Annotated in this window: 16 protein-coding genes and 1 pseudogene; 9 read left to right on the forward strand and 8 right to left on the reverse strand. The window is 65.6% G+C overall.

Annotated features, from left to right (window positions below; all coding sequences use genetic code 11):
• Positions 1-10 precede the first annotated feature (10 nt).
• The 3 genes from EJ073_RS18165 to puuE form a co-directional block, all read right to left on the reverse strand.
• Positions 11-502 carry an ureidoglycolate lyase gene (locus EJ073_RS18165; protein WP_126056968.1) on the reverse strand — a complete coding sequence of 164 codons (492 nt, stop codon included), beginning with the start codon at positions 500-502 and terminating at the stop codon, positions 11-13.
• The gene (locus tag EJ073_RS18170) at positions 499-1,362 is read right to left on the reverse strand and encodes a bifunctional allantoicase/(S)-ureidoglycine aminohydrolase (RefSeq protein WP_126056969.1); all 864 of its coding nucleotides are present in this window, start codon (positions 1,360-1,362) and stop codon (positions 499-501) included. The genes EJ073_RS18165 and EJ073_RS18170 overlap by 4 nt, the downstream gene beginning before the upstream one ends.
• A 68-nt stretch (positions 1,363-1,430) precedes the next feature.
• Positions 1,431-2,855: an allantoinase PuuE gene (gene puuE, locus EJ073_RS18175; RefSeq protein ID WP_126056970.1), complete on the reverse strand. Its 1,425-nt coding sequence runs from the start codon at positions 2,853-2,855 to the stop codon at positions 1,431-1,433.
• A 194-nt stretch (positions 2,856-3,049) separates the two neighbouring features.
• Here puuE and uraH point away from each other — a divergent pair, with 194 nt between their 5' ends.
• The 5 genes and pseudogenes from uraH to EJ073_RS18200 all read left to right on the forward strand — a co-directional run bounded on the left by uraH (position 3,050) and on the right by EJ073_RS18200 (position 9,181).
• Positions 3,050-3,424 carry a hydroxyisourate hydrolase gene (gene uraH / locus EJ073_RS18180; protein ID WP_126056971.1) on the forward strand — a complete coding sequence of 125 codons (375 nt, stop codon included), beginning with the start codon at positions 3,050-3,052 and terminating at the stop codon, positions 3,422-3,424.
• Positions 3,425-3,427: 3 nt separating this feature from the next.
• The gene (gene xdhA, locus EJ073_RS18185) at positions 3,428-4,909 is read left to right on the forward strand and encodes a xanthine dehydrogenase small subunit (protein WP_126056972.1); all 1,482 of its coding nucleotides are present in this window, start codon (positions 3,428-3,430) and stop codon (positions 4,907-4,909) included.
• Positions 4,909-7,244: pseudogene (gene xdhB, locus EJ073_RS18190) on the forward strand (xanthine dehydrogenase molybdopterin binding subunit). Before xdhA ends, xdhB begins: the two are co-directional and overlap by 1 nt.
• Before the next feature lie 62 nt (positions 7,245-7,306).
• Positions 7,307-8,209 (forward strand): xanthine dehydrogenase accessory protein XdhC, encoded by a 903-nt coding sequence (gene xdhC, locus EJ073_RS18195; RefSeq protein WP_126056973.1) that lies wholly within the window; start codon positions 7,307-7,309, stop codon positions 8,207-8,209.
• A 135-nt stretch (positions 8,210-8,344) separates the two neighbouring features.
• On the forward strand, positions 8,345-9,181 hold the full coding sequence (locus EJ073_RS18200; RefSeq protein WP_126056974.1) for a PhzF family phenazine biosynthesis protein: 837 nt from the start codon (positions 8,345-8,347) through the stop codon (positions 9,179-9,181).
• Here the strand turns inward: EJ073_RS18200 and EJ073_RS18205 are convergent.
• The 3 genes from EJ073_RS18205 to EJ073_RS18215 all read right to left on the reverse strand — a co-directional run bounded on the left by EJ073_RS18205 (position 9,178) and on the right by EJ073_RS18215 (position 12,388).
• On the reverse strand, positions 9,178-10,446 hold the full coding sequence (locus tag EJ073_RS18205; RefSeq protein WP_126056975.1) for an LLM class flavin-dependent oxidoreductase: 1,269 nt from the start codon (positions 10,444-10,446) through the stop codon (positions 9,178-9,180). The genes EJ073_RS18200 and EJ073_RS18205 overlap by 4 nt on opposite strands.
• On the reverse strand, positions 10,443-11,390 hold the full coding sequence (locus EJ073_RS18210) for an LLM class flavin-dependent oxidoreductase (protein ID WP_126056976.1): 948 nt from the start codon (positions 11,388-11,390) through the stop codon (positions 10,443-10,445). The genes EJ073_RS18205 and EJ073_RS18210 overlap by 4 nt, the downstream gene beginning before the upstream one ends.
• 77 nt (positions 11,391-11,467) lie before the next feature.
• Entirely contained in the window at positions 11,468-12,388 is a 921-nt protein-coding gene (locus EJ073_RS18215; protein WP_126056977.1) for a LysR family transcriptional regulator, read from the reverse strand.
• A 196-nt stretch (positions 12,389-12,584) separates the two neighbouring features.
• Here EJ073_RS18215 and EJ073_RS18220 point away from each other — a divergent pair, with 196 nt between their 5' ends.
• The 4 genes from EJ073_RS18220 to EJ073_RS18235 all read left to right on the forward strand — a co-directional run bounded on the left by EJ073_RS18220 (position 12,585) and on the right by EJ073_RS18235 (position 16,942).
• Entirely contained in the window at positions 12,585-13,802 is a 1,218-nt protein-coding gene (locus EJ073_RS18220) for a urate hydroxylase PuuD (RefSeq protein ID WP_126056978.1), read from the forward strand.
• Position 13,803: 1 nt separating this feature from the next.
• Positions 13,804-15,117, forward strand: a complete 1,314-nt coding sequence (guaD, locus tag EJ073_RS18225; RefSeq protein WP_126056979.1) for a guanine deaminase — start codon at positions 13,804-13,806, stop codon at positions 15,115-15,117.
• A 65-nt stretch (positions 15,118-15,182) separates the two neighbouring features.
• Positions 15,183-15,686 carry a heme-degrading domain-containing protein gene (locus EJ073_RS18230; protein ID WP_126056980.1) on the forward strand — a complete coding sequence of 168 codons (504 nt, stop codon included), beginning with the start codon at positions 15,183-15,185 and terminating at the stop codon, positions 15,684-15,686.
• Positions 15,683-16,942, forward strand: a complete 1,260-nt coding sequence (locus tag EJ073_RS18235; RefSeq protein ID WP_126056981.1) for a glycerate kinase — start codon at positions 15,683-15,685, stop codon at positions 16,940-16,942. The genes EJ073_RS18230 and EJ073_RS18235 overlap by 4 nt, the downstream gene beginning before the upstream one ends.
• 187 nt (positions 16,943-17,129) lie before the next feature.
• On the opposite strand, the gene EJ073_RS18240 is transcribed toward EJ073_RS18235, so the two are convergent.
• On the reverse strand, positions 17,130-17,792 hold the full coding sequence (locus tag EJ073_RS18240; protein ID WP_126056982.1) for a UdgX family uracil-DNA binding protein: 663 nt from the start codon (positions 17,790-17,792) through the stop codon (positions 17,130-17,132).
• Between the two features lie 53 nt (positions 17,793-17,845).
• A complete protein-coding gene (locus tag EJ073_RS18245) occupies positions 17,846-19,231 on the reverse strand; it encodes a glutamine synthetase family protein (RefSeq protein ID WP_126056983.1) in 1,386 nt (461 codons plus the stop codon).
• Between the last annotated feature and the right edge of the window lie 39 nt (positions 19,232-19,270).

Here is a 19,270-nt window from a genome sequence, read left to right on the forward strand (position 1 = left end):
TCTCGGGCGTTCAGGGAAGGTGGATCTCGTAAGAGTGCGAGAAATGGCACTCCTCGAGGTTGGAGCCGTCGCCGCCGCGGTCGACGATCAGGAAGTCCTGCGCCTCGCCGATCGGCGTCAGCACGCCGTGCCAGAGGTTGCGGCGGTAGTTGATGCCCTGGCCGGGCATGGTGATGAAGGCGTGCGGCTCGCCTGGGCCATCCTTGCCGTCATGACAGACGACGACCAGGAATGGCCTTGGAGACAGCGGAATGAACGCCTGGCTGCCGAAGGGATGGCGCTCGACCATGGTCAGCTTGAGCGGCATCTCATAGGGCGTGCCGCGCACCATGGAGATCAGCACGCGCGCATTGGGCCCAGTCGCCTCCGCGGTGGCGAGATCATGGTAGCGCTCGGCCTTGCCGCCGTTGATCGGGTAGTGATTGGCGCCGCCCATGTCGATGACGTCGCCGAACGGGGCGAAGTTTTCGCGCGTCAGCGGCCGGGCAACGATGCGGGTCACCGCGCCCGCCCCGCTATGCCGGCGCCGCCGAGCTTGGCGTGCCGATTGACGTCCTTGTAGAGCAAATAGCGGAAATTGCCCGGGCCGCCGGCATAGCAGGCCTGCGGGCAAAACGCGCGCAGCCACATGAAGTCGCCGGCCTCGACCTCCACCCAGTCCTGGTTGAGGCGGTAGACCGCTTTGCCTTCGAGCACATAGAGCCCATGCTCCATCACATGCGTCTCGGCGAAGGGGATGACCGCGCCCGGCTCCAGGGTGACGATGGTGACATGCATGTCATGGCGCAGGTCGGCGGGGTCGACGAAGCGCGTCGTCGCCCAGCGGCCTTCCGTGCCGGGCATCGGGCTCGGCGCGATGTCCTGCTCGTTGGCGAAGAAGGCCGGCGGCGTGTCGAGGCCATCCACCGCCTCATAGGCCTTGCGCACCCAGTGGAAGCGGACGGCGGCAGCGCTTTCGTTGCGCACCGTCCAGCCACTGGCCGGCGGCAGGAAGGCAAAGCCGCCTGGGCGAAGCGCATGCTTCTCGCCGGCAAGCGAAACACTGAGCTCGCCCTCGACGACGAACAGCACGCCCTCGGCGCCGGCATCCGGCTCCGGCCGCTCGCTGCCGCCACCGGGCTCGACCTCGACGATGTATTGCGAGAAGGTCTCGGCGAAGCCCGACAGCGGCCGCGCGATGATCCAGACCCTGGTCTTGTCCCAGAACGGCAGCGCGCTGGTGACGATGTCCTGCATCACGCCCTTGGGGATGACGGCGTAGGCCTCGGTGAAGACGGCGCGACCGGTGAGCAGTTCGCTCTGGCCGGGATGGCCGCCATGCGGTGCGTAGTAGGTGCGCTCGGGCGTCTTGATCATGTCCATAGTCCTGATCCTCAGAGCAAATCCAGTGTGTGACGGTCTTTCGTCCGGAGTTGCGTAAAACCAAACACTTAGAGCGGCAGCATGTCTTTCAGCCGAAGCAGCGCGATGCGCTCGACCTGTTTGCAGGCGGTTTCGAACTCGGTGGCGCGGCTGTTGCCGATGCGCCGCTCGAACTCCGCCAGGATATGGTCCTTGCTCTTGCCCTTGACCGCGATGATGAAGGGGAAGCCGAAAGTGGTGACGTAGGCGGCGTTGAGCTTGGAGAACAGCTCGCGTTCCTTGTCGGTCAGCGCGTCGAGCCCGGCGGAGGCCTGCTCCCTGGCCGATTCCGCCGTCAGCCGCCTGGCCTTCGCCAGCTTGCCGGCAAGGTCGGGATGGGCGTTGAGCACGGACAGCCGCTCAGCCTCGGTTGCGGCGCGGAAGACGCGGCAGAGCGCATTGTGCACGCCGCTGGCGCTGTCATGCGCCGGGCCGAGTTCCAGCTCATAGGCGCGCTCGGCGACCCATGGCGAATGCTCGAACACGCTGCCGAAGGCATGGACGAAGGCCTCGAACTCCATCCTCGACGGACGCAGCGCCGGCGCCTGGTAAGGATGCGTCTCGCGCCAGTGGCTGGCGATGTCGATGCGCCGCGCCAGCCAGACCCGGTCGTGCGATTTCACATAATCAACGAAGCGCTTGAGCGCCGCGACGCGACCCGGCCGGCCGACCAGCCGGCAATGCAGTCCGATGTTCATCATACGCGGCCGGCCGGCCTTGCCCTCGGCATAGAGCGTGTCGAAACTGTCCTTCAGATAAGCGAAGAACTGGTCGCCGGAGTTGAAGCCTTGAGGCGTGGCGAAGCGCATGTCATTGGCGTCGAGCGTGTAGGGGATGACGAGCTGCGGTTTGTCCACCCCGCCGCGATCGAACCAGTAGGGCAACTCGTCGTCATAGGTATCGGAGACGTAGTCGAAGCCGCCCTCCTCGGCGACCAGCCGCACCGTATTGATCGAGGTGCGGCCGGTGTACCAGCCGGTCGGCCGAGCGCCGGTCACCTCGTAATGCAGCCGGATCGCCTCTTCGAGGTCTCGCTTCTCGTCCTCGGGCGAATGATCGCGGTAGTCGATCCATTTCAGCCCGTGCGAGGCGATCTCCCAGCCGGCCTGCTGCATGGCCGCCACCTGGTCGGGCGAGCGCGCCAGCGCCGTGGCGACGCCGTAGCAGGTCACCGGCACTAGAGCTTCAGTGAACAGGCGGTGGAGCCTCCAGAAGCCGGCGCGGGCGCCATATTCGTAGATCGATTCCATATTCCAGTGGCGCTGGCCGAGCCAGGGGGCAGCGCCGACGATCTCCGACAGGAAGGCTTCCGAAGCCTTGTCGCCGTGCAGCACGCAGTTCTCGCCGCCTTCCTCGTAATTGACGACGAACTGCACCGCGACATGCGCGCCGCCAGGCCATTTCGGGTCCGGCGGATTGGCCCCGTAACCGCGCATGTCCCGTTCGTAACGCATCGTCACTCCTGCCCGACTGTTGAGATGAAGATATCGAAAGGAGTGCTCGTGCATTCCCCCGAAAATTTTTGAAAGTGCTTTTTGTCGTGCTCCGCTCGACCGGGACTTATGCATCGCCTTTAATTGGCGCACAATTGACCAGAAGACGTTCGACTGTACCGGCCAATCGGTCGTACTGGAAATGGGAGACGGCAGTGGCAGAAACGTCGAAAGCCGATGGCGGGCGCCTGACGACCCATGTGCTGGATACTGCCACCGGCAGGCCGGCCAAGGGCCTGTCGATCGAGCTTTTCCGTATCGAGCGCCAGGCGCGCACGCATCTGAAGACGGTGGTCACCAATGATGACGGCCGCTGCGATGCGCCGCTGCTTGTCGGCGCGGACTTCCGCACCGGCGAATACGAGCTGGTGTTCGCCGCCGGCGACTATCTGCGCGGGCAAGGGACGAGCCTGCCCGAGCCGGCCTTCCTCGACATCGTGCCGATCCGCTTCGGCATGGCGGAAGAACGCCACTACCATGTGCCGCTGCTGATCTCGCCCTATGGCTATTCGACCTATCGGGGGAGCTGAGACATGGCCAAGGTCAAGACCCGAAACGAAATCCGCTTCATTCTCAATGGCGAGGATGTCGCGCTGGTCGATGTCGCGCCCGATGCGACACTGCTCGACTGGCTGCGGCTCAATCGGACGCTGCGCGGCACCAAGGAAGGCTGCGCCGAGGGCGACTGTGGCGCCTGCACGGTGCTGGTCGGAAGGCTTTCGGCCGGCAAGCTGATCTATGAAGGCGTCAACGCCTGCATCCGCTTCCTCGGCTCGCTCGACGGCACGCACGTCGTGACCGTGGAGCATTTGCGCGGCGACGGCGAAAAATTGCATCCGGTGCAGCAGGCGATGGTCGACTTCCACGGCTCGCAATGCGGCTTCTGCACGCCAGGCTTCGTCATGTCGCTCTACGCGCTGTGGATGCGCTCGCCCGACCCGTCGGACGCGGCGATCGAGAAGGCGCTGCAGGGCAATCTCTGCCGCTGCACCGGCTATGAGGCGATCATGCGCGCGGCGCGTGCCATCTCCAGCTACGGCAAGGCGGCGAAGGACCCGCTGGCGGCGGAGCGCAAGGCGATCACGGCAAGGCTCGCGGCGATGAAGGACGGCGCGCGCGTCGAGATCGGCTCGGGCAAGGCGCGGCTGATCGTGCCGGCCAATGCGGACGATCTGGCCAAGCTGCTCGACAAGGAGCCGAGTGCGACACTGGTCGCCGGCTCCACCGATGTCGGCCTCTGGGTGACCAAGCATATGCGCGAGATCGCGCCGGCGGTCTTCATCGGCAATCTCGACGGGCTGTGCGCGATATCCGAGGACAAGGGCGTGATCTCGATCGGCGCCGGCGTTACCTACTCGGACGCCTTCGCGATGCTGTCGAAGCGGATACCGGCGCTCGGTCCGCTGTTCGACCGTATCGGCGGCGAGCAGGTGCGCAACATGGGCACGATCGGCGGCAACATCGCCAATGGCTCGCCGATCGGCGACACGCCGCCGCCGCTGATCGCGCTCGGCGCGCGGCTGACGCTGCGGCGCGGCAACAAGCGGCGCACCATCCCGCTCGAGACCTTCTTCATCGCCTACGGCAAGCAGGACCGGCGGCCGGGCGAATTCGTCGAGGCCGTGCATGTGCCGGTGCCGGCCAAGGCGACAAAGTTTGCCGTCTACAAGATCACCAAGCGCCGCGACGAGGACATCACCGCCGCCCTCGGCGCGTTCCATCTCGCCCTGACCAAGGACGGCACCGTCACCGACATCCGCATCGCCTATGGCGGCATGGCGGCGACGCCGAAGCGGGCTTTTGCCGTCGAGAAGGCGCTGCTCGGCAAGGCCTGGACGGAGGAAACCGTGGAGACCGCGATGGCCGAATACGCCAGCGATTTCACGCCGCTGACCGACATGCGGGCAAGCGCCGAATATCGGGCGCTGGCGGCGAAGAACCTTCTGCTGCGCTTCTTTGTCGAGACCACCGGCACCAGGGCGCCGCTCCAGGTCTCACGCTACGAGGCCGCCTGATGACCAAGCACGTCCCCAACCTGAAGGCGCAGAAGATCAAGGGCGGCGTCGCCAGCGATCAGCGCCACGATTCGGCGCACAAGCATGTCAGCGGCACGGCGGTCTATATCGACGACATGCCGGAGCCGGCCGGCACCCTGCATGGCTGCCTCGGCCTTTCGGCGGCAACGCATGCCACCATCACCAGGATGGACCTTTCGGCGGTGCGCGCGGCGCCCGGCGTCGTCGACGTGCTGACGGCAAAGGATGTGCCCGGCGAGAACGACATCTCGCCGACCGGCCGCCATGACGAACCGGTGCTGGCGGACGGCAAGGTCGAGTTCTACGGCCAGCCGATCTTCTGCGTCATCGCCGAGACGCGCGAACAGGCGCGCCGCGCCACCCGGCTGGCCAAGGTCGAATACAAGCAATTGCCCTTCGTCACCGACATCGGCGAGCTAAACCCAAGGAAGGACAAGCTCGTCACGCCACCGCTGACGCTAAGGCGCGGCGACGCGGCGGCGGCGATCAAGGCGGCGCCGCGCAAGCTCAACGGAAAGATGCGCGTCGGCGGCCAGGAGCATCGGAAGGCCACATCGCCATGGCCATCCCCGGCGAAGACGAGGACGTCAGCATCTATTCCTCGACCCAGCATCCGAGCGAAGTCCAGCATATGGTGAGCCACGCGCTGGGGGTGCCGAGCAACGCCATCACGGTGGAAATCCGCCGCATGGGCGGCGGCTTCGGCGGCAAGGAAACACAGGGCAACCAGTTTGCCGCGCTCGCCGCAATCGCAGCGAAACGGCACCACCGGGCGGTGAAAATCAGGCCCGACCGCGACGACGACATGATCGCCACCGGCAAGCGCCACGACTTCCTCATCGACTACGAGGTCGGCTTCGACGATGATGGCAACATACTCGGCGTCGACTTCATGTTCGCGGCGCGCTGCGGCTTCTCCTCGGACCTGTCGGGCCCGGTGACCGACCGCGCGCTGTTCCACTGCGACAACACCTATTTCTGGCCGGCGGTGCATGCGCAGTCGGCGCCGCTTTACACCAACACGGTGTCGAACACCGCTTTCCGCGGTTTCGGCGGGCCGCAAGGCATGGTCGGCGCTGAGCGCGTCATCGACGAGGTCGCCTTTGCCCTCGGCAAGGATCCGCTCGAGATCCGCAAGAAGAATTTCTACGGCACCAGTGACCGCAACATCACGCCTTACCACCAGACGGTCGAGGACAACATCATCCACCGCATCATCGCCGAGCTGGAGGCGAGCTCGAACTATGAGCGGCGCCGGCGCGAGATCAGCGCCTTCAACGCCAACAGCCGCTTCATCAAACGCGGCCTAGCGCTGACGCCGGTCAAGTTCGGCATCTCGTTTACCGCCACACACTACAATCAGGCGGGCGCGCTGGTGCATGTCTACACCGACGGCTCGGTGCATCTGAACCATGGCGGCACCGAGATGGGGCAAGGGCTCTACCTCAAGGTGGCGCAAGTGGTGGCGGAAGAGTTCCAGATCGACCTCGACCAGGTGAAGATCACCGCCACCACCACGGGCAAGGTGCCGAACACGTCGGCGACCGCGGCGTCGTCCGGCTCCGACCTCAACGGCATGGCGGCGCAGAACGGCGCCCGCCAGATCAAGGACCGGCTGACCAACTTCGCCGCCGAAAAATACCAGGTGCCGCGCGACCAGGTGCTGTTCCTGCCCAACCGCGTGCGCATCGGCAATCAGGAGATCGCCTTCGCCGACCTCGTCAAGCAGGCCTATATGGCGCGCATCCAGCTCTCGGCTGCGGGCTTCTACAAGACGCCGAAGATTCACTGGAACCGCGACAAGGGTGAAGGCCGGCCATTCTATTACTTCGCCTATGGCGCCTCGTGCTCGGAGGTGTCGGTCGACACGCTGACCGGCGAATATGTGGTCGAGCGCACCGACATCCTGCACGAGACCGGCCGCTCGCTGAACCGCGCCATCGACCTCGGCCAGATCGAGGGCGGCTTCATCCAGGGCATCGGCTGGCTGACCACCGAGGAACTTTGGTGGGACGAAAAAGGGCGGCTGCGCACCCATGCGCCGTCGACCTACAAGATCCCGCTGGCGTCGGACCGGCCGAAGATCTTCAACGTCACGCTGGCCGACTGGCCGGAGGCGTACGAGCCGACCGTGCATCGCTCCAAGGCGGTCGGCGAACCGCCCTTCCCGCTCGGCATGTCGGTGCTGCACGCGCTGTCGGACGCGGTGGCGAGCGTCGCCGACCACAGGATCTGCCCGCGCCTCGACGCGCCGGCGACGCCAGAGCGGGTGCTGATGGCGATCGAACGGCTGAAAGCCGCAAGACCGGCTTGAACTGGGCCAAAGGTGCAATTCGGGGCGAAAAACTCTATATTTCCGTATCGGGAATGCAGACGATGAACTCGACAGTGCAAAGCCTGAAGGATTTTCTCGGCCAAGCCGGCCGGGCCGCGCTGGTCGAGGTCGCGGCAACCAAGGGCTCGACGCCGCGCGAGACCGGCGCCTTCATGCTGGTCTCGGCCTCGGCGATTTACGGCACGATCGGCGGCGGCCAGCTCGAATATATGGCGATCGACAAGGCGCGGCAGCTGCTGGGCGGGCGGACGCCATCGCGATCTGCCACCGATGAGGCTCGGATCGAGGTGGACGAAGTCTGCGCCACGCTCGACGTTCCGCTCGGGCCCGAGATCGGCCAGTGCTGCGGCGGGCGCGTCGAGGTGCTGATCCGCCCGGTCGATGGGGCACTCGAACAAGAGCTGATCGCCAAAGCCGAGGTCGAGGAGGCGCACCTACCATATGTCTATGTCTTCGGCGGCGGTCATGTCGGCCAGGCGCTGGCGTCGGCGTTGGCGCTGCTGCCCATCCATGCCGTCGTCGTCGAGACGCGCGCCGAAGCGCTCGAAGGGATGCCGGAAACGGTCGAGACGAGGCTGACGCCGATGCCTGAGGCCATCGTGCGCGAGGCACATGCCGGAGCCGCCTTTGCGATCCTCACCCACGACCATGCGCTCGATTTCCTGATCGTCGCCGAGGCGCTGAAGCGCGGCGACGCCGCCTATGTCGGCATGATCGGCTCCAGGACCAAGAAGGCGACGTTCAAGAGCTGGTTCCTGAAGTCGACCGATGGCAGCGAGGCGGAATTCAACCGCCTGGTCTCGCCGATCGGCGGCAATGCGGTGAAGGACAAGCGGCCGCCGGTGATCGCGGCACTTGCCGCCGCTGAGATCATGACGGCGCTGGTCTCGCATGCCACTGAGGCGACTGCCTCAAGCACGTCCGAGAAGGCGATGGCCGACTGAGGTCAGTCGCCAGGCGCCGGCGGCGACGCTGCTGGGATATGACCTCCGCTCACAGCTGCTCGTCGCTTTCTTCATTTCCCAAATCGTTCCGGAAAGTGTTTTCTGCGCGCCTCACAGGCACGAGGCGGACCCCTGATGGACGTATTGAGAATTGCGGCGTTTTCGGATGGCGACACCGGCGGCAACCCGGCCGGTGTGGTGATCGGCGATGCTTTACCAAATGCCATCGAAATGCAGCGCGTCGCGGCCGAGGTCGGCTTTTCGGAAACAGCCTTTGCGGCGCCGGAAGGCGATGGCTGGCGGGTCCGCTATTTCTCTCCGGAAAGCGAAGTGCCGTTCTGCGGCCATGCCACGATTGCGCTTGGTGCTGCGCTGGTGCGGCAGTTCGGCGACGGGATTTTTGCGCTGACCCTCAATCAGGCGAAAATCACCGTCGAGGGGTTTCGTGACGGCGCCAACATCGTCGCGGCGTTGCAGTCTCCCCCGACGCGCAGCAGATCGGCCCCGCCAGAGCTTGTCACCGAAACGCTGGCGCTGTTCGGCTACAGGACAGAGGATCTCGATCTGGCCATTCCGCCGGCTTTGATCCATGGCGGCGCCGATCATCTGGTGCTGGCGCTGAAGTCACGCGAGGCGCTGGCTGCAATGGCCTATAACCTGAAGCGCGGGCAGGCGCTGATGCGGCGCGAAGGGCTGGTGACGATCCTGCTCGCCTTTGCCGAGACACCCAGACTCTTCCACACGCGCAACCCGTTCGCGTCGGGCGGCGTCTACGAGGATCCCGCGACAGGAGCTTCGTCCGCCGCCTTCGCCGGCTATCTGCGCAACCTCGGCTGGCCGCATGGCGGCGCGATCGACATCGTGCAGGGCGAGGACATGGGCATGCGCTCAAGGCTGCATGCCGACATTCCGTCTCAGCCAGGCAGCTCGATCAGGGTATCCGGGACGGCTCGCCTGATGGACGCCGGCTAAGCAGCTGATGCCGGCCCTTTCAGGCCGAGGTGCTCGCGCAAGGTGCGGCCTTCGTATTCCGTACGGAACAGGCCGCGCCGCTGCAGCTCCGGCACGACCAGGGCGCAGAAGGCGTCGAGCTCGCCGGGGAACCAGGACGGCATGACGTTGAAGCCGTCGGCGGCGCCGCCTTCGAAGCGCGCCTGCAATTCGTCGGCGATCTGCGCCGGCGTGCCGACGATCCGCCAATGACCGCGGGCGCCGGCGAAATGGCGGGCAAGCTGGCGGATGGAAAGGCCGTCGCGGCGCGACTGCTCGACGACCAGCGCCTGCCGGCTCTTCATGCCCTCACTCTCCGGCAGTTCCGGCAGCGGCCCGTCGATCGGATAGCGCCAGAGGTCGGAAATGCTGAGATAGCTGGAGAGCAGCGCCACGCCGACCTCGTCCGGGATCAGCTCCTGCAATTCCTCATGCTTTGCCCGGGCTTCCGGCTCGGTCGCCGCGACGACCGGCGCGACGCCGGGCATGATCTTGACGTCGCCCGACGTGCGCCCATAGGCAGCGAGCCGGCCCTTGACGTCGTCATAGAAGGCCTTCGCCTCCTCAAACGTCTGGGCCGCGCTGAACACGACATCGGCGGTCCTGGCAGCGAGGTCCTTGCCGTCCTCCGAGGCTCCGGCCTGCACCATGACCGGCGCGCCCTGCGGCGAACGCGGCAGGTCGAGCGCGTCCCTGACGGAAAAGCTCTGGCCGTCATGATTGAGGCCGCCACTGCCGGCGCCACGCCACAGACCTGCGACCACAGCGGCGAATTCCCGGGCGCGTTCATAGCGGTCGGCATGCGAACGCAGGCCCATCGAGCCGAAATTGGCGGCTTCGATATTGCTTGCCGAAGTGACCAGGTTCCAGCCGGCGCGGCCGCCGCTCAGCTGGTCGAGCGAGGCAAAGGTGCGCGCCAGCCCGTAGGGCTCGTTGTAGCTGGTCGAAGCTGTCGAGACGAGGCCGATGCGCCCGGTCTGCACGGCGATCGCCGAAAGCAGGCTGATCGGCTCGAAACCGATCGAGCGCGAGGTCTGGCTGGCGATGCCGACATTGGCCTCGCGCAGGCCGGCGGCATCCTCGCAGAAGATCATGTCGAGCTTCGCCGCTTCGGCCGTGCGGGCGAGTTGTATGTAGTGGCCGATGTCGATGCCCGCGGTGACATGCGCCTTTGGATGGCGCCAGGCGGCGATGTGGTGGCCTGTCGCCCACAGGAACAGGCCGAGCTTCATCTGCCGCGGGCTCATGGTTTGCCTCCCGCCTCGAGTCCGAGATGCTGGCGCAACGTCGCTTCGGCACGTGCGGATTGAGCCAGGCCGCGACGCTGCAACTCCGGCAGCACGCGATCGGCAAAGGCCTCAAGTGAAGGAAGATCAGCCGGCAAAGCAAAATTGAGGCCGTCGCAGCCGTTCGAGTCGAACCCCGCTTCGAGCCTTTCGGCGGCCACGGTCACAAACACCTTAAGTGTTTCCGGCTTGCGCCCAGCAGCAAGCGCCCGTCGTTTCAGGTCGTCGCCGGCCACACCCGCCGACGGTTGCTCGTCCAGCAGGACGACGTGGGCGACGCGGGTGGCGAAGTCGAGGTCGGCCTCGGACAGGCCGGACATGACCAGCACCGGCGTGCCCTGCGGCGAGCGCGCCACGTTGAGCGGCCCGCGCACCGAAAAGAACTCGCCCTTGTGGTCAAGCAGGTGCATCTTCTGCGGATCGTGGAAGCGGCCGCCGGACTTGTCGAACAGCAGCGCATCGGCGTCCCAGCCCCTCCACAGGCCTTGCACGATGCCGATGAATTCTTCGGCGCGGCGGCGGAAATCACCTTCGGAAAACCCTTCCGGCCGGCTGAAATTGGCGGCCTGGCGCGGATCCTGGACCATCGTCGCGTTCCAGCCGATACGGCCGTGGCTGATGATGTCGAGGGAAGCAAAGCGACGCGCCAGATTGTAGGGCTGGTGCGCGAGCGTCGAGGCCCCGGCGACGAGCCCGATCCTTTCGGTCAGCGTCGCGAGCGCCGCCAGCAGCGTCGTTGCCTCGAACGGGCTGGTTGATCGAGCGCCGTTGGCTGCGGTATCGGAAACGACGACCATGTCGACCCCTGCCGCCTCCGCTTTCCGCACGAAGCCGGCTATGCGGCGGAAGTCCAGGCCGGCCTGTCCGTCGGTGGCAGCAATGTCGAGCGAAATGGCGAGATGCATGACGCGAACCTAAGTCCGCCTTCGCGCAAGGCAAGTCCGTCGGGTCGGCCAGCGGGCCGTCACTTGCCGGCCAGCCCCTACTTGCCGGCAAGAATATCCTTGATCAGCCGCTGGCAGCGCTCGGCCATGAAATCGAGCAGCAGCCGCACTTTCGGGTCCTGCAGCTTCTTGTGCGGGTAGACGGCGGCGAACTGCACCGGCGTCGGCGGTGTCTTGGCCAGGATCACCTTCAGCCGTTGGTCGCGGATGAAAGGCTCGACCTCGAAGCGCGGCTTGTTGATGATGCCACGACCCGACAGCGCCCAGCCGGTCAGCACATCGCCGTCATCGGTGTCGTACGGCCCGTGCACCTCGAATTTCTGCGGGCCGGCCGGCGTCTGCAGCGTCCACACATATTCGCGCGCGCCGGCATAGCGCAGCATCAGGCAATCGTGCTTCTTGCCGATCAATTCCTGCGGCTCGGCCGGCTCGCCGCGCGCCTCCAGATATTTCGGCGCCGCCACCAGCACCCGCTCGCATTCCATGATGCCGCGCATCCTGAGGCTGGAATCCTCGATGATGCCCAGCCGGAAGGCGACGTCGATGCCTTCCTTCATGATGTCGACATTGTGATCCGAAAGCCTGAGCCGCACCTCGATATCAGGGTATTTGTCGTGGAAGTCCGGAATGCCGGAGGCCACCAGCCGCCGCCCGAGGCCGAGCGGCGCCGTCACCTTGATCGTGCCGCGCGGCTGGCCGGACAATGCCGAGACGGCGGCCTCCGCCTCGGTGATCGCCTCCAGCACCTGCTTGGCGCCGGTGTAGAACACCGTGCCGTGCTCGGTCGGCATCAACTGCCTGGTCGTACGATTGAACAGGCGAACGCCGAGGTGCTTCTCCAGCTCCTTGATGCGGTTGGAAGCGACAGCCGGCGAGATGCGCATGTCGCGCCCCGCCGCCGACAGATTGCCGAGCTCGACGACACGGACGAAGACGGCGATGTTGTCGAGATAGGCCATGCGTGGCTCTCATGCGGCTGCGCCAAGGTCTGGAAACCCGCCGCTTCGGCTCGGCCTGACCTGAATCTCACACCTTATACAACCCTAGTATTTTTTATTTTTTTTTGAAAGTCATCGCGCACCTCGCCTCTTTTCGTTTTGGCGCCAGACCGTAAAGTCGTGCCATCGGCAGGGACGACTTCCCAAGGGCAACACGATGCTGGATTTCGCGATTTTCTGGGACTGGCTGAGCTTCGCCGTCCGCTGGCTGCATGTCATCACCGGCATCGCCTGGATCGGCTCGTCCTTCTATTTCGTCGCGCTCGACCTCGGGCTGCGCCAGCGCCCCGGCCTGCCAGTCGGCGCCTTCGGCGAGGAATGGCAGGTGCATGGCGGCGGCTTCTACCACATCCAGAAATATCTGGTGGCGCCGGCCGAGATGCCGGAGCACCTGACCTGGTTCAAATGGGAGTCCTATGCCACCTGGCTGTCGGGCTTCGCCATGCTGTGCGTGGTCTACTATGCCGGCGCCGACCTGTTCCTGATCGATCCCAATGTGCTGCCGATGTCGGTGCCGGTCGGCATCCTGCTGTCGCTGGCGACGATCGGTGTCGGCTGGGTGGTCTACGACCTGCTTTGCCGCTCGGCGCTGGGCAAGAGCGACACAGGGCTGATGCTGGTGCTTTATGGCGTGCTGGTGTTCATCGCCTGGGGATTGACGCATCTCTTCACCGGCCGCGCCGCCTTCCTGCATCTCGGTGCCATCACCGCCACGATCATGTCGGCCAACGTCTTCATGGTCATCATCCCCAACCAGAAGATCGTCGTCGCCGACCTGATCGCCGGCCGCAAGCCGGACCCGAAATACGGCAAGATCGCCAAACAGCGCTCGCTGCACAACAACTACCTGACGCTGCCGGTGCTGTTCCTGATGCTGTCGAACCACTATCCGCTGGCGTTCGGCACCGAGTTCAACTGGGTGATCGCCTCACTGGTGTTCATCATCGGCGTGCTTATCCGACACTATTTCAACACCGTCCATGCCCGCAAGGGCAACCCGACCTGGACGTGGCTCGGCGCCGCCGTGCTGTTCGTCATCATCATCTGGCTGTCGACCGTGCCGAAGGTCCTGACCGGCGAGCCCAAGGCTTCCGCCGCGGCCGAGACCTTTATCGCCTCGGCGCATTTCCAGGCCGTGCGCGACACGGTGCTTGGCCGCTGCTCGATGTGCCATGCCGAGGAGCCGGTCTATGAGGGCATTTACCATGCCCCGAAGGGCGTGATGCTCGACACCGACGCGCGCATCGCCGAGCATGCGCGCGAGATCTACCTGCAGGCCGGACGCAGCCACGCCATGCCGCCAGCCAATGTCACCCAGATCAGCGACAAGGAGCGGGCGCTGCTGGTCGCCTGGTTCGAAGGCCAGGGAAAGTAGCATGACCTCCACCCTTCTGCGCGGCCGCACGCTGACCTTCCTGCGCTGGCCGGAAACGATCGACGACCATTCCGCCTGGCGCTACGAGGAGGATGGCGGCCTGCTGATCAGCGACGGCCGGATCGTCGCCTCAGGCGCCTATGCCGATATCGAGAAGCAGGCCGGCGACGGGGCAAGACGGATCGACCATCGCCCGCATCTCATCCTGCCGGGCTTCATCGACGCGCATGTGCATTTCCCGCAGATGCAGATCATCGCCTCCTACGGCGCCGAGTTGCTCGACTGGCTAAACAAATACACCTTTCCCGAGGAGACGAAATTCCGCGACGCCCAGCACGGCCGCCGCATCGCGAGACTGTTCCTCGACGAGATGGTGCGGCATGGCACGACGACGGTCGCCGCCTATTGCTCGGTGCACAAGGCGTCGGCCGAGGCCTTCTTCGCCGAGTCGCATGACCGCAACATGCTCAACATCGCCGGCAAGGTGATGATGGACCGCAACGCGCCGGACGGCCTGCTCGACACGTCGCAATCGGGCTATGACGACAGCAAGGCGCTGATTGCGGAATGGCACGGCAAGGGCCGCCAGCTCTATGCCATCACCCCTCGCTTCGCCATCACCTCCACGCCCGAGCAGATGGAGATGGCCGGTACGCTCTGCCGCGAGCATCCCGATCTCCACATGCAGACGCATCTCTCGGAAAACCATGCCGAGATCGCCTTCACGCAGGAGCTCTATCCCTGGTCGCGCGACTATACCGACGTCTATGAGCGGTACGGGCTCTTGGGGCAAAAGAGCCTGTTCGGCCACTGCATCCATCTCTCCGAACGCGAGGCGGATGCGCTGTCGAGCACCGGCTCGGTGGCGGTGTTCTGCCCGACCTCGAACCTGTTCCTCGGCTCCGGCCTGTTCGACTATCAGCGCTACCGCAGGCGTGACAGGGCCCTCAGAATCGCGGCCGCCACCGACGTCGGCGGCGGCACCAACTACTCGATGCTGCGCACCATGGACGAGGGCTACAAGGTGATCGCGCTGAACGGGGAGAAGCTCAACCCGTTCCAGTCCTTCTGGCAATTGACGCGCGGCAATGCCGAGGCGCTGTCGGTCGCCGACAAGGTCGGCACACTCGAGGCTGGCACCGATGCCGACATCGTCGTGCTCGACGCGCGCGTCACGCCGGCGATGCGGCTGAGGATGGAAACGGTCGGCACGCTGGCCGAGGAACTGTTTCTCCTGCAGACGCTGGGCGACGACCGCGCCGTGCGCGAGGTCTATGTCGCTGGCCGGCCGGCCAAGAGCACTATCGCGATCTAGCATTCCGGCTTGACCCCACGGCAAGCATCGGCCAAAGCGTGCGGCGACATTGACAGGGGAACGACATGGCCGTTGCCGACGACATCGCTCTGATCAAGAAACAGGAGGCCACGCTGGTCTTCCCCGGCTTCGACGAGGCCGTCGCCTTCGAGGTCGGCGCGGCGATCCGCAAGCGCGCGCTGGCCGAGAACCTGCCGATCATCGTCGACATCAGGACCTTCGACCGGCCGCTGTTCTACGCCGCGATGCCGGGTTCGAACGCCTCCAATCCCGACTGGGCCCGGCGCAAGATCAATGTGGTGAAGCGGTTCCTGAAAAGCACCTACCGCATGGTGCTGGAGCAGCAGCGCCCCGACCGCACCTTCAAGGTCGGCGAGGGGCTGAATGTCGCCGACTATGTGCTGGCCGGCGGCGGCTTTCCGGTCACCGTCAAAGGCGTGGGCGTGATCGGAGTGATTGCCGTTTCGGGCCTGCCGGAGCGTGAGGATCACGGCATGGTGGTCGACGCGCTGTGCGCGCATCTGGGCGCCGACCGCAAACAATTGGCCCTGGCGCCGGAAGCACAATGACAGACCCAAAATCCTTCCTGACGTCGATCTTCAACGCCGCGGTCGCCGCCGCCGATCCGGAAAAGACGATCCGCGACCATCTGCCGGCAAGGCCGAAGGGCCGCACCATCGTCATCGGCGCCGGCAAGGGCTCGGCGCAGATGGCAGCGGCCTTCGAAAAGGTTTGGGACGGCCCGATCGAGGGACTGGTCGTCACTCGCTACGGCTATGGCGCGAAGTGCGAGCGCATCGAGATCATCGAGGCGGCGCATCCGGTGCCGGATGCGGCCGGTCTCGAGGCCTCGCGCCGGCTGCTGGAGAAGGTGCGCGGGCTGACGCCGGACGATCTTGTCGTGGCGCTGATCTCCGGCGGCGGCTCGGCGCTGCTGCCCTCGCCCGCTCCGGGCCTGGCCCTGGCCGACGAGATCGCCGTCAACGAGGCGCTGCTTGCCTCCGGCGCGCCGATCGCGGCGATGAACACGATCCGCAAGCATGTCTCCACCATCAAGGGCGGCCGGCTGGCGGCGGCGGCGCATCCGGCCAAAGTGGTGTCGCTGGTCGTCTCCGACATCCCCGGCGACAATCCCGCCCTCGTCGCCTCAGGCCCGACGGTCCCCGACACCGGCAGCCGCGAGGATGCGCTGGCGTCGATATCAGCCTGTGGCATGAAGCTGCCGGCAGCAGTCATGGCGCACATCAATTCGCCGACCGCCGATGCGCCGCGTCCGGACGATCCGGTCTTCGCCGGCAACGAAGTGCATCTGATCGCGTCGGCCGGCGTTTCGCTGGAAGCCGCCGCCGCCGAGGCGAAGCGGCAGGGAATTGAAGCCGTCATCCTGTCCGATTCCATCGAGGGCGAGGCGCGCGAGGTCGGCGGCGTCCACGCCGCCATCGCGCGCGAGGTAGCGACGCGCGACCGCCCGTTCGCCAAGCCGGTGCTGATCCTGTCGGGCGGCGAGACGACGGTGACGCTACGGGCAAAAGGCAAGGGCGGCCGCAATTCGGAATTCCTGCTCGCCTTTGCGATTGCCATTGGCGGCCTGGACGGCATTCACGCGCTGGCGGCGGACACCGACGGCATCGACGGCTCGGAGGACAATGCTGGCGCCTTCGCCGACGGCTCGACGGTGGCGCGCATGCGCGCCGCCGGCATCGACGCCAAGGCGATGCTCGCCGGCAACAATGCCTGGACGGCCTTCAATGCGATCGGCGATCTTTTTGTGCCGGGGCCGACGGGCACGAACGTCAATGATTTAAGGGCGATTCTCGTCCGTTAACGCGCGCCGCATTGCCCTTGCGCAAGCGTCGGCGCTGCCCCTCATCCGCCTGCCGGCACCTTCTCCCCGTATAGTGACGGGGAGAAGGCAGCTGGCTACGAAGGGGCAATGAGGGGCGGCGCGAACCTGTCGATTTCAACCAAAGTTGAATGAGGGCATCCGAAGAGGCGCACCGAAGCATAATTGATCAAACCGCCATCAGCCGTTTCACCTCTCTCATATCCTTGAGGAATCGTTCCCGCTCGGCTTCCTTGTCTTCCTGCTCCCGGATGCGCAGGATGAAGGATGGGTGGATGGTAATGAAGACGCGCAGGCCGTCTTCGCGCTCGATCACCTCGCCGCGCATCTTCGTCACCGGCACCGCCTTGCCGAGCAGCGCCTGCGCCGCGGTCGCGCCGAGCGCCACCACCAGATTTGGCTGGATGAGATCGAGTTCCCTGTCCAGCCACCAACGGCAGGCCTGGATCTCACCGGCATTCGGCTTGGAGTGGATGCGGCGCTTGCCGCGCGGCTCGAACTTGAAATGCTTCACCGCATTGGTGACGTAGGTTTTGCGCCGCTCGATCTCGGCATCGTTCAGCGTGGCGTCGAGGATCCTTCCTGCCGGGCCGACGAATGGTTTGCCGGCCACATCCTCCTGGTCGCCCGGCTGTTCGCCGACGAAGACCACCTCGGCATTCTCAGGTCCCTCGCCGAACACCGTCTGGGTGGCGTCGCGCCACAGCGGGCAGCGGCGACAGGGCTTCGCCGCAGCGCGCAGTTCGGCTATCGAAGCATCCTCGCCAAGGACCGGTTTGGCATCGTCCAACCCGCGCCTGACTGGTGCCTTCGCCTGGTTCGTGGCGGCCATCCCATGCCTCATCCATTCCAGGGTGAAATGGACGGGGCGGGCGATGGTTCCGCTCACACCTCGTGCAGATACAGGTGGTAGTCCAGCTCGCTGACAGTGCGGGCGACGCGCAGATATTCGGCCTGCTTGATCGCGACGAATGTCCGGTGCAGATCGGGGCCGAGCGCCTCTTTCAGGAAATCGGACGCCCGCGCCGCCTCGATCGCGGCGCGCCAGTCCACCGGCATGATGGTGCGCGTTACGGCCGCTTCGTAGCCGTTGCCGGTGGTTTCCGGACCGGGGTCGAGCCCTTCCTCGATGCCTTTCACAATCCCGGCGAGCACGGTCGCGGCCACGAGATAAGGGTTTGCGTCGACACCCGACGGACGGTGCTCGATGCGGCGGTTCCTGGCGTCGCCAGCCGGCACGCGCAGCGCCACCGAACGGTTGTTGACGCCCCAGGTCGGCGCCACCGGCGCGTAGGATTGCGAAACGAAGCGCCGCCATGAATTGGCATGCGGCGCAAACACCAGCATGGATTCCGCCATGGTCTGGATCAGGCCGCCGAGACCCTGCAGCAGCGGCGGCGACCAGCTCTCGCCACCGGCTTCGGCAAACACATTTTTTCCGGCATCATCTTGCAGCGAAACATGGAAATGCATGCCAGAGCCAGCGTATTTCTCGATCGGCTTGGCCATGAAGCAGGCGGTGACACCGTGGCGGCGCGCCTGCGCCCTGACCAGCCGCTTCAGCATGACGAGGTCGTCAGCTGCCCGCATCACATCCTTGCGGTAGTTGAGCGTCAGCTCGTACTGGCCGGGCGCATATTCGGAAATCACCGTCTCGGCCGGGATGCCTTGTGCGCTGGCGGCGGCATAGATGTCGGAAAACAGCGGCTCCATGCCGTGCAGATGGTCAACCGAATAGACCTCGGTCTTGGCCGAGCGGCGCCCGTCGAGCACGGCATGCGCCGGCTGCACCTTGCCGTCGGCATCGCGCTCATTGGCAAGAAGAAAAAATTCGAGCTCGAAGGCGCCGGCCGGACGCAGCCCCTTGGCCGCCAGGCGCTCGACCTGCCGCTTGAGCGCCAGGCGGGGATCGGACGACATCGGCTGGCCGTCGAGATGGTGCATCGCCATCAGCACCTGGCCGCGCGGCGGGTTGGTGCCATACAGCGGCACCAGCGTGCCGGGGATTGGCCATGCCCTCAGATCGCCATCACCGGTGTCCCAGACCAGGCCGGTCTCGTGCACGTCCTCGCCGGTGATGTCGAGGCCGAGAATCGAGATCGGCAGGTGCCGGCCGGCCTCGAAAATGCCCATCAGCTCGTGCCGGCGCACGATCTTGCCACGGCCGATGCCGTTGGCGTCGGTGAGCACGATGTCGAAGGCCTCGATTTCGGGGTGGGCATCGAGAAAGGCTTTCGCCTCGCGGGGCGTCGAGCCCGAAGGTGAGGTCATGATCGAACTCTGCTTTGGCCTGGCCGCCAATCTTCCGCT

It is taken from the genome of Mesorhizobium sp. M4B.F.Ca.ET.058.02.1.1 (assembly GCF_003952505.1).
In the GTDB taxonomy this organism is placed as follows: Bacteria; Pseudomonadota; Alphaproteobacteria; order Rhizobiales; family Rhizobiaceae; genus Mesorhizobium.